At 73.7% G+C, this 16,913-nt stretch carries 6 protein-coding genes; 3 read left to right on the forward strand and 3 right to left on the reverse strand.

The window, feature by feature from the left end:
* Nucleotides 1–481 precede the first annotated feature (481 nt).
* From ACGFRG_RS03195 to ccrA, 3 genes are all read left to right on the forward strand, one after another.
* Complete coding sequence (locus ACGFRG_RS03195) at nt 482–9,244, forward strand: amino acid adenylation domain-containing protein (protein ID WP_393260882.1); 8,763 nt, start codon at nt 482–484, stop codon at nt 9,242–9,244.
* Nucleotides 9,237–13,037, forward strand: a complete 3,801-nt coding sequence (locus ACGFRG_RS03200; protein ID WP_393260884.1) for a type I polyketide synthase — start codon at nt 9,237–9,239, stop codon at nt 13,035–13,037. Before ACGFRG_RS03195 ends, ACGFRG_RS03200 begins: the two co-directional genes overlap by 8 nt.
* 112 nt (nt 13,038–13,149) lie before the next feature.
* A complete protein-coding gene (gene ccrA, locus ACGFRG_RS03205; RefSeq protein ID WP_361418332.1) occupies nt 13,150–14,310 on the forward strand; it encodes a crotonyl-CoA carboxylase/reductase in 1,161 nt (386 codons plus the stop codon).
* Here ccrA and ACGFRG_RS03210 read toward each other — a convergent pair.
* Genes ACGFRG_RS03210 through ACGFRG_RS03220 form a run of 3 tightly spaced genes read right to left on the reverse strand, consistent with a single transcriptional unit; the run spans nt 14,294 to nt 16,762 of the window.
* Nucleotides 14,294–15,049 carry a 4'-phosphopantetheinyl transferase superfamily protein gene (locus tag ACGFRG_RS03210; protein WP_361417830.1) on the reverse strand — a complete coding sequence of 252 codons (756 nt, stop codon included), beginning with the start codon at nt 15,047–15,049 and terminating at the stop codon, nt 14,294–14,296. The two genes, ccrA and ACGFRG_RS03210, sit on opposite strands and share 17 nt — an antisense overlap.
* Complete coding sequence (locus ACGFRG_RS03215; protein ID WP_393260887.1) at nt 15,042–16,511, reverse strand: class I adenylate-forming enzyme family protein; 1,470 nt, start codon at nt 16,509–16,511, stop codon at nt 15,042–15,044. The genes ACGFRG_RS03210 and ACGFRG_RS03215 overlap by 8 nt, the downstream gene beginning before the upstream one ends.
* The gene (locus tag ACGFRG_RS03220; protein WP_361417836.1) at nt 16,511–16,762 is read right to left on the reverse strand and encodes an acyl carrier protein; all 252 of its coding nucleotides are present in this window, start codon (nt 16,760–16,762) and stop codon (nt 16,511–16,513) included. The genes ACGFRG_RS03215 and ACGFRG_RS03220 overlap by 1 nt, the downstream gene beginning before the upstream one ends.
* Nucleotides 16,763–16,913: the final 151 nt, after the last annotated feature.

Genomic DNA, 16,913 nt, shown 5'->3' on the forward strand with positions numbered 1-16,913 from the left:
TCGCCCGTGCAGCCCTGAGCACCCACCGTACGCAGGGGTTTTGATGGGCTGGCACGTGCCAGGAGCACGATTGTCAATCGGCCATGACCGATTCGTGAACACCCTCTGAACGTCCGAAGCTGGCCGGATTCATACGGCCGCGCCCATGCCATCGGGCACGATGAACCCCGTAATCAGAGGGGATTGAGGCCGTCGGACCACGACACACGCGGGAGATCCTCCCCTTGACCACCCGAGTTCTCCTCATGCAGGGTTACTGGCCTGAGAAAGGTTGACCTCACCACGGCACCATGCCGCCTCACCGACGTCCCGCCTGTACAGCGGCATTTCGGTGACGCATTTCGGTGCCGTCCTTGTACATCGGAATTCCGCTGACGCAGTGAGCGGACCGCGCACGCCTGCCCGACGGCTTCCCGCGCGTCGGCCCACGGGAACTTCGCGTGTGCCGAGAATTTACCTACGCCTAATGAGGGTTGGTGCCATGTCTGTCCAGGAGGACACCAGTAGCCCGCTGTCCGGAGCCCAGCAGGGCCTCTGGTTCGCCCAGCGGCTCGACCCCGCGAACGCCGCCTACAACACCGCCGAGTACGTGGAGATCCACGGCGCCGTCGACACCGCGCTCTTCGAGACCGCGCTGCGGCGCACCGTCGGCGAGGCGCAGACGTTCGCCCTGCGCTTCACCGACACCCCGGACGGGCCCCGTTGTGCGCCGACGGCGGGCGACGACTGGCCTCTGCGGCTCGTGGACGTCAGCGGTGAGCCGGACCCGCGGGCCGCCGCCGAGGCATGGATTCGCGCCGACATGGCCACCGCGGCCGACCTCGCCGAGGGGCCGCTGTTCACCCACGCCCTGTTCACCGTGGCGCCCGACCGCTACTTCTGGTTCCTGCGGGCCCACCACATCCTGCTCGACGGCTACAGCTACAAGCTCGTCGCCCGGCGCCTGTCCGAGGTGTACGCGGCCCTCGCGGCCGGCCAGGACGTGCCCCCGACCCCGTTCGCCCCGCTGAGCCGGCTCCTCGACGAGGAGACGGCGTACCGCGGTTCGCAGCGCTTCACCCGCGATCGCGCCTACTGGACCGGCCGGTTCGCCGACGCCCCCGGCGCGGTCGGCCTCACCGAGGGCGGCGCGCCGCCCGCCCCGGCCTTCCTGCGCCGCACCGTCCTGCTCTCGGCCGCCGACACCGAACGGCTCTCGGCCGCGGCCGCGCGCCTCGGCGCCGCGCGCAACGACCTTCTCGTCGCGGCCGTCGCCGCCTATCTGTACCGGGTCACCGGGCAGCGCGACATCGTGCTCGGCCTGCCCACCATGAGCCGCCTGGGCTCCTCGGCCCTGCGCACCCCCGGCACCGCGTCCAACATCCTGCCGCTGCGCCTCGCCGTCACCCCCGCCACCACGGCCGGCGAGCTCGTGCGATCGGCGGCCGCCGAATTACGCGACGTCCGCCGCCACCAGCAGTACCGGGCCGAGGATCTGCGCCGCGACCTCAAACTCATCGGCGGCGACCGGCGGTTGTACGGTCCGGTCGTCAACCTCGTCCCGTTCGACGAGGAGCCGCCCTTCGGCGGCCACCGCACGACCTCCCACCATCTGTCCGGCGGCGCGGTCGAGGACCTCCAGATCAGCGTGCGGCCCGGGGCGGGCGGTGAGGGGCTGTGGCTCGCCTTCGACGCCAACCCGGCGCTCTACACCGAGGCCGACCTCACCGACCACCAGCGGCGCCTGCTGCTTCTGCTCGACCAACTCATCGACGCCGACGACGAGTTGCCGATCGCCCGCACCAGCCTGCTGCACCCCGACGAGCACCCGTCGTACGGCAGCGCCGAGAGCGCGCACACCGCGCCCGACGCCGTGCTGTCCACCCGGTTCGAGGCCCAGGCGGCCCGCACCCCGGACGCGGTCGCCGTCACTCACCAGGGCACCCACCTGACGTACGCGGAGCTGAACGCGCGCGCCAACCGGTTGGCCCGCCTCCTGGTCGAGCGCGGCGCGGGCCCCGGGCACATCGTGGCCCTGGCGCTGCCCCGCTCGGCCGAGCTCGTCGTCGGTCTGCTCGCGGTACTCAAGTCCGGTGCGGCCTATCTGCCGCTGGACCCGGGCTACCCGGCCGAGCGCATCCGCGCGGTCGCCGAGGACGCCGCGCCCGCGCTGCTCGTGACCGACGCGCCGACGGCGCCCGGGCTGCCGGACACCGGCGCGGCCCCGGTCGTCCTGGGTGACCCGTCCGTCGAGCGCGACCTGGCCGCGCGGCCGGACACCGACCTCGGCGACGCCGACCGCCCGACGCCGCTCACCCCGCAGGACGCCGCGTACATCATCCACACCTCGGGCTCCACCGGCCGTCCCAAGGGTGTGGTGATCCCGCACTCCAACGTCGTCCGGCTCTTCGAGACGTCCGCCGCCCACTTCGACTTCGGCGCCGACGACGTGTGGACGCTCTTCCACTCGTACGCCTTCGACTTCTCCGTCTGGGAGATCTGGGGGCCGCTGCTGCACGGCGGGCGGCTCGTCGTCGTGCCGTACGAGACCAGCCGCTCGCCGCGCGAGTTCCTGGAGCTGCTGCGCGCGGAAGGCGTCACCGTCCTCAACCAGACGCCCTCCGCGTTCCAGCAGCTCGCCCAGGCGGACGAGGAGACACCCGACGGCGGCCGCCCGCTCGCGCTGCGCTACATCGTGTTCGGCGGCGAGGCGCTGGAGCCCGCGCAGCTGCGCGGGTGGATCGGGCGGCACGGCGACGCGGCGCCCGCCCTGATCAACATGTACGGCATCACCGAGACCACCGTGCACGTCACCCATCAGCGCATGACCCGCGCCCTCGTCGAGGACCCGGACGCGCGCAGTGTCATCGGGACCGCGCTGCCGGATCTTCGGGTGTACGTCCTGGACCACTGCCTCCAGCCGGTTCCGCCCGGCCGGGTGGGCGAGATGTATGTGGCGGGACCCGGACTCGCCCGGGGGTATCTCCACCGCCCCGAGCTCACCGCCGAGCGCTTCGTCGACGATCCCTTCGGCCCGGCCGGTGAGCGGATGTACCGCACCGGCGACCTGGCCCGGCGCTCGGCCGACGGCACCCTGGAGTACGCGGGCCGCTGCGACCAGCAGGTGAAGATCCGCGGTTTCCGCATCGAGCCCGGCGAGATCGAGGCCGCGCTCCTCGCCCACCCCGGCGTCTCCCGCGCGGCCGTGGTGACCCGTCAGACGGCCGGCGCCGCCGACCGGATCCTGGTCGCCTACGCCGTCCCCGCGCCGGGCACCCGCCCGGAGCCGGCCGAACTCCGCGCCCATCTGGCCGCGTCGCTGCCCGAGCACATGGTGCCCAGCGCGTGCGTCCTGCTCGACGCGCTGCCGCTGACCGCCAACGGCAAGCTCGACACCAAGGCCCTGCCCGACCCCGACTTCAGCGCCGCCGCGAGCGGGGGCGCACCGGCCACCGAGGCGCAGGCGCTGGTGTGCGGGCTCTACGAGGAGCTGCTGCGGCTTCCGGAGGGCTCGGTCGGCGCCGACGACAACTTCTTCGACCTCGGCGGGCATTCGCTGCTCGCCACCCGGCTGATGACCCGGCTGCGCACGGCCACCGGCGCCGAGGTCTCGATGGCGACGTTCTTCGCGCTGCCCACCCCGGCGGCCATCGCCACCCACCTCGCACCCGGCCAGGCCGGCCCGGGCCCCGCCCGGCCGCCGCTGGTGCGCGCCGAGCGCCCCGACCCGGTGCCGCTCTCCTTCACCCAGCAGAGCATGTGGTTCCTCAACCAGCTGGACGGGGCGGCCGCGACGTACAACATCCCGCTGGTCGTCCCGGTGGACCGCGACCTCGACGTGGACGCGCTGCGGGCGGCGCTCGCCGATGTCGCCGACCGGCACGAGACCCTGCGCACCCTGCTGCCGGAGTCCGGCGGCGTGCCCCGCCAGGAGATACGTACGCCGGGCACGCTGCGGCCCGTGCTGCACGTGGTCGACTGCCCGGCCGAGGAGGTCGCGGCGCATGTCGACGCGGCGCGCCGCCACCGCTTCGACCTGACCCGGGACCAGCCGCTGTGGGCCGGTCTGTACGGGACCGGCGCCGCACGGACGCTGGTGGTCGTGCTGCACCACAGCGCGGCCGACGGCTGGTCGCTGCGCCCGCTGGCCGACGACCTCTCCACGGCGTACGCGGCCCGCCTCGCGGGCGACGCCCCGGCGTGGGAGGAACTGCCGGTCCAGTACGCCGATTACGCGCTGTGGCAGCGCACCCTGTTCGACCGGCCCGACGGTCTGATGGACCGTCAGCTCACCTTCTGGAAGGAGGCGCTGGCCGCGCTGCCGGTGGAGATCCCGCTGCCCGCCGACCGGCCGCGTCCCCAGGCACCCGCCCGGCGCGGCGCCCACCTCACCCTCGACGTCGCCCCCGCGCTGCACCGCGCGCTCCTCGACCTCGGGGACGCGAACGGCGCCAGCCTGTTCATGGTGTTGCAGAGCGCGCTCGCCGCCCTGCTCACCCGGTGGGGCGCGGGCACCGACATTCCGATCGGCACCCCGGTGGCCGGGCGGGCCGACGAAGCCCTGGACGACCTGGTGGGGCTGATGGCCACCTCCCTCGTCCTGCGCACCGACACCTCGGGCGACCCGGAGTTCCGCGAACTGCTCGCCCGGGTGCGGTCGTTCGACCTGGCCGCCTACGACCACCAGGACCTGCCCTTCGACCGGTTGGTGGAGGAGCTCAACCCGGCCCGGACCCCGGCCCGGCACCCGCTCTTCCAGGTGATGCTCGCCCTGCAGAACAACACCGAGGCCGTGCTGCGACTCGGCGACAACCGGGCGCCGCTGCGGCCCAGCGCCACCGGCACCGCCAAGTTCGACCTCTTCGTCGACGTGGTGGAGAACCGCGACGCCGACGGCGGCGCGGACGGTCTCGCCTGCCACATCGAGTACAGCGCCGACCTGTTCGACCGGGACACCGTCGAGCGGGCGGCCCGGGCTCTGCACGACCTGCTCACCGCCGTGGCCGCCGACTCCGCTGTGCGGCTCGGCGAGCTGCCCGCCCCGGACACCACCGCACGGGTGCACAGCACGGCGGACACCCCCTTCGACCCGGCGGAGCTGGAGCGCGAACTCCTCGCCCAGAGCGACATCCGGGACGCCGTGGCGGTGTCCGGCCCGGACGGGCGGCCCACGCTGTTCGCGGTGCCCACCCGGGCCGCCGCGACCGAGCAGGCGGCGCGCGCCCTGCGGCGGTCCGCCGAGGCCCCCCGCGTCGCCGCCGTCGCCGATCTGCCCAGGAACCCGGACGGCACCCTGGACACCGCCGCCCTGGCCGAGCTGCCCGTCATCGACGCCGAGGCCGCCGAGCGGTGGGAGCGGGGCCTGGCGGGGATCGCCGGGGTGCGTTCCGCGACGGTGAGCCTGGAGGAGGTCGTCGAAGCGACGGGCCGGCTCTACATCGGCTCGTCGTCCTCGCGTACCGACGCGCCCGCGCACAGCGGCGGCGCCGCGACCGCCGACGCCGTCCCGGCGCTCAGCGAAGGGCCGCCGCTGCCCGAACCGACCGTCGGCGACTGGGCGCAGGCGCTGCGCCGGGCCGCCGAGGGCGGGCCGCACGCCGAGGTCGTCCATGTGCGCGCCGACGGCACCGAGACCCGCCGCAGCTACGCCTCGCTCGTCGAGGAGGCCTCGCGGGTCCTGGGCGGGCTGCGCGCGCTGGGGCTGCGCCCCGGCGACCAGGTGATCCTCCAGTGCGAGGACACCGAGGACTTCCTCGCCACGCTCTGGGGCTGCATGCTGGGCGGCTTCGTGACCGTCCCGCTCACCGTCCCCGTCTCGTACGCGACCGCGTCGGCGCCGGTGGCCAAGCTGGAGGGCGTGTGGCAGATGCTGCACCGCCCCTGGATCATCACCTCCGCGTCCGGCGAGGCGGGGCTGCGCGACCTCGCCGCGCGCCGCGAGTGGGAGGGCCTGCGGCTCACCACCACGGACGCGCTGCGGGCCGGCCCCGAGGACGGCGACTGGCACCCCGCACAGCCCGACGACGTGGTGCTGATGCTGCTGACCTCGGGCAGCACCGGCCTCCCCAAGGCGGTCCGGCTCACCCACCGCAACGTCCTGACCCGGGCGGCGGCGACCGCGTCCCTCAACTCCCTCACCGAGCACGACGTCTCGGTCAACTGGATCCCGCTGGACCATGTCACCGGTGTGGTGATGTTCCATCTGCGGGACGTGTATCTGGGCTGCCGGCAGGTGCACGCGCCGACCTCCTGGATCCTGGAGGACCCGCTGCGCTGGACGGAGCTGGTGCACCGGCACCGGGCCAGTGTCACCTGGGCGCCCAACTTCGCCTTCGGCCTGGTGAGCGAGCACGCGCACCGGATGGCCGGGCGCGCCTGGGACCTGTCCACGGTGCGCCTGGTGATGAACGCGGGCGAGGTGGTCGTCGCCGCGACCGCCCGGCGCTTCCTCGATGTGCTCAAGCCCTTCGGGCTGCCGCAGGACGTCATGCACCCGTGCTGGGGGATGTCGGAGACCTCCTCGGTCGTCACCGACACCGTGCTCGCGGCCGAGCCGCAGCCCGGCGAGGAGACGTTCGTCAGCTGCGGGCTGCCCTATCCCGGCTTCGCCATGCGGATCGTGGACGACCAGGACCGTATCGTCGCCGAGGGCACGGCGGGCCGGCTCCAGGTGCGCGGCACCACGGTGACCCACGGCTACCACGACAACGCGAAGGCGAACGCCGAGTCGTTCACGCCCGAGGGCTGGTTCGAGACCGGCGACCTCGCCTTCCTGCGCGCGGGCGAGCTCTACATCACCGGCCGCGCCAAGGACGTCATCATCGTCAACGGCGTCAACCACTACAGCCACGAGATCGAGTCCTGCGTCGAGGAACTGCCCTTCGTCGTACGGAGCTTCACCGCCGCCTGCGCGGTGCGCACCGATCCCACGGCGGGCACCGACGAGCTCGCGCTCTTCTTCCACCTCGACGAGGGCACCGACGTCACCCAGGCCCTGCGCGCGATCCGCGGCAAGGTCACCCGTGAGATCGGCATCAGCCCCGCGCATCTGATGCCGGTCGCGGCGGCGACGATTCCGAAGACGGAGATCGGCAAGATCCAGCGGACGCAGCTGCGCAAGCGGTTCGAGGCGGGCGAGTTCGACCGGATCGCGCAGGAGTCGGAGATCCTGCTCGGCAGCACCGCGACCGTGCCGGACTGGTTCCTGCGCCCCGTGTGGCAGCGCGCCGAGCCGGTCCACCGCCCGGCCGCACCCGCCGGGCACACCCTGGTCCTGGCCGGGCGGCACGCCCGGGCCGCCGAGGTCGCCGACGCCGTCGCGGCCCGGCTGCGTACGGACGGCGCCCGCTGCACGGTCGTCACGGCGGGTAGCGAGTTCACCCGCGCCGACGCGGCCCGCTACACCCTGCGCATCGACGCGGCCGACGACTACGGCCGGTTGCTCGACCGCCTCGCGGCGGACGACCGGCCCGTGGACACCGTTCTCCATCTGGGCGCGCTCGGCGCACCGTCCGGCGAGCCGGGCAGCGTCGCGGAGCTCCTGGACGCCCAGCGCGACGGCGCCGACTCCCTGCTCTGCCTCACCCAGGCGCTGACAACCCGTCAGACAGCGGGCCGACGGATCGCTCTCCACTTCGTCAGCGCGGCGAGCCAGGCGGTGACCGACGGCGAACAGCCCTCGTACGCGCACGGCGCCGCGGGCGGCCTCCTGAAGAGCCTGCGCGAGGAACTGCCCTGGCTGCGCACGGTCCATGTGGACCTCGCCCCCGACGGCACCCCCGACGAGGCCGCCGGGCAGCTGCTCGGCGAGCTGGCGGCCCCGGCCGCCGACGCCGAGGTGGCCTTCCGCGACGGTGAACGCCGGATCCGCCGCCTCGCCCCGCTGCCCGATCCGCTGCCGCGCACCCCGATGCCCGCGGCCGACGGGTTCCACCTGGTCAGCGGCGGCCTCGGCGGAGTGGCCGGGCCGCTCGCCGAGCATCTGCTCAAGACACCCGGCACCCGGCTGCTGCTGGTCGGGCGCACCCGACTGCCCGACGAGGACAGCTGGGACAAGCACCTCGCCGAGGGCGGCGCCCTGGCCCACCGGATCGCGACGTACCGCCGACTGCGCGAGCTGGGCGAGGTGCGGTACGCGAGCGCCGACATCACCGACGCCGAGCGGCTGCGCGCGGTGCTCGACGAGGCATCCGCCCACTGGTCCGCGCCGCTCGCCTCGGTGATCCACCTAGCGGGCCGCTTCGAGCAGCGGGCCGTGGCCGACCTGGGCCTCGACGAGTGGCGTGCGGCGCTGGCCGCGAAGGTCACCGGCGGCTGGGTGCTGCACCGGCTCGCCCAGGAGTACGCGGCCGCCTCGTTCCTCTCGTTCTCCTCCGTCAACGGCTACTTCGGCGGCTCGATGAGCGCCTCCTACGCCGCCGCGAACGCGTTCCTCGACGCCCTGGCCACGCATCAGCGCGGCGGCGGCCTCGACGCGCGGAGCCTGGCCTGGAGCATGTGGGACGAGCTGGGCATGAGCGAGGGGTACGGCCTCAAGTCGCTGACCGAGGCGCGTGGTTACCGCGTCCTGGACACCGCGTCCGCGCTGCGCTCCTTCGATCTGGCGCGCACCCTGGACGCACCCCATGTGCTCATCGGCACCGACCGCGCCAAGCCCTGGGTGCGCGGCCACGTCCAGGCACCGGCTCGCCCGGTGCACCGGCTCGCCGGACGCGTCGTCCTCGACGACGGGGCGGACCTCGGCGCCCTGCACACCGCCGCCCTCGCGTCGGCGGAGGCGGCCGGGGCGGGCGGCAACTGGGTGCTGCGGGCGGCCGGTTCGTCGACGGCCGACGCCTCCGGGCCGTCCGAGGACGTCGCCGCCGAGGGGACACGCCGCCTGGAGAAGATCCTGAGCGCCATCTGGTGCCGGGTCCTGGAGCGCGACCAGGTGGGCGTCGAGGAGAACTTCTTCGACCTCGGCGGCCACTCACTGCTGCTGGTCCGCGCGCAGGGCGCGGTCAACGAGGAACTGGGCTGCGAGGTGAGCGTGGTGGACCTGTTCAGCCACCCGAGCGTACGGGCCCTGGCCCGCCACCTCACCGAGACCGGCGCCGTCCCCGGCGAGACCGACCCCGTAGAGGCCACACCTGCCGACAGTGCCCCGCCGTCCGGGCTCGACCGCGCCCGCCAGCGGGCCGAACGCCAGCGCGCCGCGCGGGCGTCCCGCCGCCCCTCCCCCCACACCCCGCACACCGAGCACGAAGGGCCCCGCGACGATGGCTGAGGCAGCACCCCCGCAGGACGGGTACGACACCGCCGTCGCGGTGGTCGCGATGGCGGCCCGCTTCCCGGGCGCCGACACGGTGGAGGAGTTCTGGGACAACCTCGCCGCCGGGCGCGAGTCGATCCGGCCCATCACCGACGAGGAGTTCCTGGCGGCGGGCGGCGACCCGGCCGCGCTGACCGACCCGGACGTGGTGCGGATGGCCTCGGTCATCGAGGGCATCGACCGCTTCGACTCCGCCTTCTTCGGCTACAACCCGGCGGAGGCCGAGGTCGTCGACCCGCAGCAGCGGCTGCTCCTGGAGTGCGCCTACCACGCACTGGAGCAGGCCGGATACGCGGGCGGGCACGGCGACGCGCAGGTCGGCGTCTACGCGGGCGCGGGCGACAGCCGGTACTACCCGGCCCATGTCCACCCCCGCTTCGCCGGGCAGAGCGCGTCGGTCGCCCTGGTCCACGCGGCCACCAGCAACTCGCTGGGCACCCTGGCCACCCGGATCAGTTACGAGCTCGGGCTGACCGGGCCCAGCCTGTCCCTCCAGACGGCCTGTTCGACCGCGCTCGTCGCCATCCACACCGCGTGCCAGGACCTGATCGACTACCGGTGCGACCTCGCGCTCGCCGGGGCCGTCTCCCTCAACCCGGCGGCGCTGCTCGGCTACCGGCACGTGCCCGACGGGCCGTTCTCACCCGACGGACGCTGCCGGGCCTTCGCGGCCGACGCGGCGGGCACCTCGTCGGGCGACGGCGTGGGCATGGTCGTCCTCAAGCGCCTGGAGGACGCCCTCGCCGACGGCGACCGTATCCGGGCCGTGATCCGGGGCTCCGCCATCAACAACGACGGTCGCCGCAAGGTCGGTTTCACCGCCCCCAGCACCGAGGGCCAGACCGAGGCGATCCTGGCGGCCCAGGTCGCCGCGGGTGTCGACGCGGACTCGATCGGCTATGTGGAGGCCCACGGCACCGCCACCCGCATCGGCGACCCCATCGAAGTGGCCGCCCTGACCAAGGCGTTCCGCGAGAGCAGCGACCGGGAGCGGTACTGCGCCCTGGGGTCGGTGAAGTCCAACATCGGCCACCTCGGCGCCGCCGCCGGCATAGCGAGCTTCATCAAGGCCGTACTGGCCCTGGAGCACCGGCAGATCCCGCCCACGCTGCACTTCACCCGCCCCAACCCGCTGATCGACTTCGCCACGGGCCCCTTCCGGGTGCCCACCTCGCTGGAGGAGTGGGAGTCCGGCGCGACCCCGCGCCGGGCCGCCATCAGCGCCTTCGGGGTGGGCGGCACCAACGCGCACATGATCGTGGAAGAGGCCCCGCCCGCCCCGCCCGCGCCTGCCGCGGCCTCCCGGCAGCGGCGGACGGACCGGTGGCACATCCTGCCGCTGTCCGCCCGCACGCCCGCCGCGCTGCGCGGACAGGCCGAGAACCTGGGCCGCCACCTCACCCGCCATCCCGATCTGGACCTCGCCGACGTCGCCCACTCCCTGCGCACCGACCGCCCCGCGATGCCCCATCGCGCCGCCGTCGCCGCGCGCGACACCGGCCAGGCCGCGCGGATCCTGCTCCACCCGCTCCAGGCACCGGCCGAAGTACCCGGCGAGGAGGCGCCCCCGGTCGCGTTCCTGCTGCCCGGCGGCGGCACCCAGTACATCGGCATGGGCGCCGACCTCTACCGCGAACTCCCGGTCTACCGCGACGCCGTCGACCGGTGCGCCGAGATCCTGCTCCGGGCCACCGGCCGCGATGTGCGCACGGCGCTGTACGAGCACACCGAACCCGGCGGCGTCGACGCCTTCCTGGCCCTGGTCGTCACCGAATACGCCCTGGCCACCGCGCTGATGGAGCACGGGGTACGGCCCGCCGCGTTCATCGGCCACTCGCTCGGCGAGTACACCGCGGCCTGTCTGGCCGGGGTGATGTCCCTGGAGGAGATGCTGCCGCTGGTCGCCGAGCGGATCCGGCTGATCTCGTCGGCAGGCGGCGCGACCGTCTCGGTCGCGCTCGGCGAGGAGGCCCTGCGCGGCTACCTCACCGACGAGCTGTCGCTCGCCGCCGTCAACGGCCCGGCGGCGTGCACGGTCGGGGGCCGGGAGGAGGCGGTCGCGGCCCTGGAGGCCCGGCTGCTCGCCGACTCGGTCGCGTTCCGGCGGCTGCGGATGCCGGCGGCCGCGCACTCCCACGTCCTGGATCCGATCCTCGGCGCCTTCGGGGACGTCCTGCGGACGGTGACCCTGCGGCCGCCGCGCATCCCGTACGTCACCAATGTGACGGGCACCTGGATCACCGACGAGCAGGCCACGAGTGTGGCGCACTGGCTCGACCACACCCGGCACACCGTCCGGTTCACCGACGGCATCGCCGCCCTGTGGCAGCGGGGCAACCCCGTCCTCGTCGAGATCGGCCCCGGCGACGGCCTCACCAAGCTGGCCCGGGCCCGGCTCGCGGACGCGCCCCTCACCACCGTCCCCACCATGCGCCATGCCAAGGCCGAGACCCCCGACGGGCAGGTGTTCGCGGAGGCTCTGGGTCGGCTGTGGAGCGCGGGCGTGGCCGTCGACATCACGGGCGGGGACGCCGAGGAGGCGCCGCGCCGGGTACCGCTGCCGGGGTACGCCTTCGACCGCCGGCGGCACTGGATCGACGCGCCGGGTGCCAAGCCGCGCGCCGAGGACGAGGCGGAGGAGTCGCAAGGACGGACGAGCCGCGCGCCCCGCCCTTATCTGACGACCGAGTACGCCGAGCCCCGCACCGACCTGGAGCGGACCGTGGCCGGGTACTGGGAGGAAGCGCTCGGCATCGACGGCATCGGGATCCACGACAACTACTTCGACCTGGGCGGCGACTCGATGCGCGCCGTGCTGCTCGCGGGCCGGATGCGCGGGGACAGGGTGCTTGACGTACCGGCCGCCGCGTTCCTTTCGGCGCCCACCGTCGCCGGGCTCGTCGCCCTCGCCGGGCGGGGCGGTGCGAGCGGCCGGGACGCGTTCGCCCCGCTGCTGCCGCTACGCGCCGACGGGGATCAGCGCCCGCTGTTCTGCGTCCACCCGGGCGCGGGCGTCGCCTGGCGCTACACCGGTCTGCTGCCCCATCTCGGCGCCCGGCAGCCGGTGTACGGGCTCCAGGCGCACGGCCTCGACGGCACCCGGGCACCGGCCGCCGACGCGAAGGAGATGGTCGAGGGCTATCTGGCGCATCTGCGCGAGGTGCAGCCCGAGGGCCCGTACCGCCTGCTCGGCTGGTCCTACGGCGGTTTCGTCGCCCACGCGATGGCCGTGGCCCTGCAACGCCAGGGCGAGCAGGTCGAGTTGCTGGCCATGCTGGACGCCCCCCTCACCCAGGACGCGCCCGCCGACCCGGCGGCGACCGACCGCCAGGTGGCGTCCCTGCTCGTGCGGGTCGCGGGTCTCGACATGCCCGACGGCGGCGCGCACGACGTCGACGAGGTGATCCGCCTGATCGGCGAGAGCTCCGGGCCCGCGCCGATCACCCAGGAGGAGGCGGTGGCGATCGCCCACGTGATGCGCAACAACCTCACCATCGCCCATCAGTTCAGCCCCGAGAAGTTCCACGGCGACGTGCTGTTCTTCAGCGCCGCCGAGGACGCCGACGTCCCGGCGGACCCGGCCGACCTGTCCCTCGCCACGGGCAAGGCCGACTCCTGGCGTCCGTATGTCGACGGCGTCTTCACCGACCACGCCGTGCCCTGCGGCCACTACGAGATGACCGAGCCGGAGCCGACGGCACAGATCGGCGCGGCCCTGGCGGCCGCGCTGCGCCCGTCCACCGGATGAGCCCCGATCACCCACACCCGCACACCCGCACCCGCACCGTCAGGAGCCACCTGTGACCCAGGACCTCTATGAACTCGGCGACGCGCCCCCGCTGGGCGAAGCGCCCAAGCGCATGTACGCCTCCCTCATCCGGCCCGAACGCTACGGCCAGCCGATCGACGCCTTCCGCACCGAGGTCGTGGACGTGCCCCCGGTGGGGCCCGGCCAGGTCCTCATCAAGGTGATGGCGGCCGGCGTCAACTACAACAACGTCTGGGCCTCGCTCGGCGACCCGGTCGACGTGATAGCCGCCCGGCAGAAGCTGGGCGCCGTCGAGGACTTCCACATCGGCGGCTCCGACGCCTCCGGCATCGTCTGGGCGGTGGGCGAGGGCGTACGGCTCAAGCCCGGCGACGAGATCGTGCTGCTCGCCTCGGTGTGGGACGAGAGCGCCGAGGACATCCGGCTCGGCGCCGACCCCAGCACCTCGGCGTCGCAGCGGGTGTGGGGGTACGAGGAGAACTTCGGCTCGTTCGCCCAGTTCGCGGTGGTCGACGAGTACCAGTGCCACCCCAAGCCGAAGCGTCTGTCGTGGGCGGAGGCCGCCTGCTACATGGCCACCGCCGCCACCGCCTACCGCCAGCTCCTCGGCTGGGAGCCGCACACCGTGCGCCCCGGCGACCCGGTCCTGATCTGGGGCGGTGCGGGCGGTCTGGGCTGTATGGCGATCCAGCTGGTACGGCAGTACGGCGGCATCCCCGTCGCGGTCGTCTCCAGCGACGAGCGCGGTGAGTACTGCGTGAGCCTGGGCGCCAAGGGCTATATCAACCGGCGCGAGTTCGACCACTGGGGGCGGCTGCCGCACACCTCGGACGACGAGGCCATGGCCAAGTGGCTCAAGGGCGCCCGCGCCTTCGGGCGGCGCTTCTGGGAGGTGCTGGGCGAGCGCCGGGCACCCAGGATCGTCCTGGAGCACTCGGGCGCCGACACCATCCCGACCTCGATGTATCTCTGCGACAACGCGGGCATGGTCGTCATCTGCGGCGGCACCACCGGCTACAACGGCGATGTGGACCTGCGGTTCCTGTGGATGCGCCAGAAGCGCCTTCAGGGCTCCCATGTCTCCAACGCCCGCGAGGCGCGCGAGGTGACCCGGCTCATCGACCAGGGTCTGATCGACCCGTGTCTCTCCCTCACGCTCGGCTTCGACGAGATCGGCAAGGCGCACCAGCTGATCCACGACAACGAGCACCCCGCCGGGAACATGGCCGTACTGGTCAACGCTCAGGCGTAGCAGGACCGTTGGGCCGCCGCACCACGGGGGCGGCGGCCCAACTGAACACCCCGGGACCGGCCGGGCGCACCTGTACGTCGAGGACCTGCCCGGGCAGTCGCTTCGGCCAGGCCAGGAAGCCGCCGGGCACCGGACGCGTCCCGATGGCGAGCAGGGTGGCGGGCGCCTGCGACTGCGGGAGCAGGGCGCCGAACGCCTTGAAGGCCGCTTCCTTGGCCGAGAACGCGGCGAGCAGTCGGCGCACCGCCGACGCGTCCGGGGTGCCGTCCGGCCAGGTCCGCTCGTCGGGGCCGAGCACGATGTGCGCGGTGTTCAGCGGGAGTTCGCGCAGTTCGAGGTCGCATCCCACGGCGTCGAAGCGCGCGGCGGGCGCGGCCAGGGCGACGGCGAGGCCGCCGGAGTGGCTGATCGAGCCGACGCGGCCGACGGGGAACCTCGGCCGTCTGCCGTCCCGCAGGATCTCCTCCTCGGGCCCGCCCGTCTCGGCCAGCGCCCGGCGGGCCGCCTGGCGTCCGGCGAGGAAGTCGCGGCGGCGGACCGGCCCCATGGCGGCCGCGAGTTCCCACTCACCGGGCCCGGCGGGGTACGCCGAGGCGTCCTGCGCGTACGCCAGACCGAGGCGGAGGCCCTGTTCGCGCAGGACAGGTTCCAGCATCAACAGCGCCCGTCGCGCCGACGCCCGGCCCGAGGCGTCCTCGGGCCGGGCGTCGAAGCGGTGCGCCGCTCCGGGTTCAGGCACGCAGCAGCTTCTTGATGATCTTTCCGGCCGGGTTGCGCGGCACCTGGTCGATGAACTCGATGCGCCGGGGGCGCTTGTACGCGGCGAGGTGCTGGGCCAGGTACTTCTGCAACTCGACGGTGCCGGTGCCCTCTTCGGCCACCACATACGCCAGCGGGACCTCACCGAAGTCCTCGTCGGGGATGCCGACCACGGCCGCGTCGCGCACCGCCGGGTGGGCCTGGAGCGCGCGCTCGATCTCCGAGGGGTAGACGTTCTGGCCGGCCCGGATGATCAGGTCCTTGCTGCGGTCGATCAGCCGGATGAGTCCGTCGCGGTCGATGAAACCGAGGTCGCCGGTGCGGATCCAGCCGTCGACGGTGATCTCGGCGGTGGCGGCGTCGTTGCCCCAGTAGCCGCGCATGAGGCCGGGGCCGCGGACGACGATCTCCCCGATGGCGCCGGGCTCGACCTCGTTGTCCTGCGGGTCCAGGGCGCGCGCCGACATCCCGGGGATGACCCGCCCGGCCGGAATCACCTCGGGCACGGCGTCGGGCGCCGGGTGCTCGTCGGGGCCCAGGGTGACGAACGGCCCGCCCACCTCGGTCATTCCGTACACCTGCCGGAATCCGCAGCCGAGCCGTTCGACGGCCTCGGCGTAGATGTCGAGCGGCATGGGCGCGGCGCCGTACAGGATCTCGCGCAGGGTCGAGAGGTCGGTGCTCTGCGCGGACTTGGCCCGCAGCACGAAGCGCAGCATCTGCGGGACCAGCCAGATGTGGGTGGCACGGTGCGTCTCGATCGCGGCCAGGGCCGTCTGCGGCTTGAAACCGGGCATCAGCACCACGGTCGCGCCCGCCGCCATGTACGTGAGGGAGACGACCATGCTGCCGTGGTAGAGCGGGCAGCAGTTGACCAGCACCATGTCGTCGGCGGGCCGCGCCACGGCCAGCCAGCCGAGCGCGATGGCCCGGAACGAGGCGTGGTCGACGGTGACGCCCTTGGCCTGGCCGGTGGTCGCCGAGGTGTGCAGGATCGCGGCGGGAGCGTCGTCCGGGATGTCCGCGAGCGCCGGGCCGCCGTCGGCCCCCAGCTTGGCGAACTCCTCGTCGTCCAGCGGGATCCGGGTGTGGACCGGAAGGTCGGGGTGGCGGGCGAGCAGGGCGCTCTCGCCGATCACCGCGACCGCGCCGGTGCGCTCCACGATGCCGGTCACCTCGGCGGGTGTCAGGCTGTGGTTGAGCGGCACGAACAGCGCCCCGATGCGGGCCAGCGCGAAGTAGGACTCCAGCACCTCGATCCGGTCGAGCGAGAGCACCGCGACGCGGTCCCCGCGCCGGATGCCCAGACCGGCGAGCCCCCGGGCGAGAGTGACGCCCCGGTCGTGGAACTCGGCCCAGGTGACCGAGCGTTGCTCGTCCACCAGGGCGATCCGGTCCGGGAAGCACTGGCGGTTGCGCTCGGCCAGCTGGGTCAGCCACATCAGGCGGCGCCCGGCTGCTCGGTGGCGGTGCCGCGCTCGGCGAGGAAGCGCTCGTAGTCGGCGATGGTGGTCAGGCCCTCCATGTCCTCGGCGGTGACCTCGACGCCGGTGCGCTGCTCGATGAGCAGGATGAGCCGCACCAGGTCGCCGGAGTCGATCCCGCTGGCGCTGAGGTCCTCGTCGTCACCGACGGCCTCGGCGAACTCGGGCGTTCCGGTCAGCTCGACCAGCATCGTCCTGATGGTGCTCATGAGTGTTCCCCTTCTCGTTTCACTGACTACCGAAGAGAGAGGCACGCCCGGCCGCGCACACTCCCCGGCCCCGGCGTGACCTTCGTCACGGCCGCACCGGGCGCACCCAGGGATTGAACGCCCCAGGTCAGACCTCTTTATCTGTGAAGGC

The organism is Streptomyces sp. NPDC048696 (assembly GCF_043198895.1).
Taxonomy (GTDB): Bacteria; Actinomycetota; Actinomycetes; order Streptomycetales; family Streptomycetaceae; genus Streptomyces.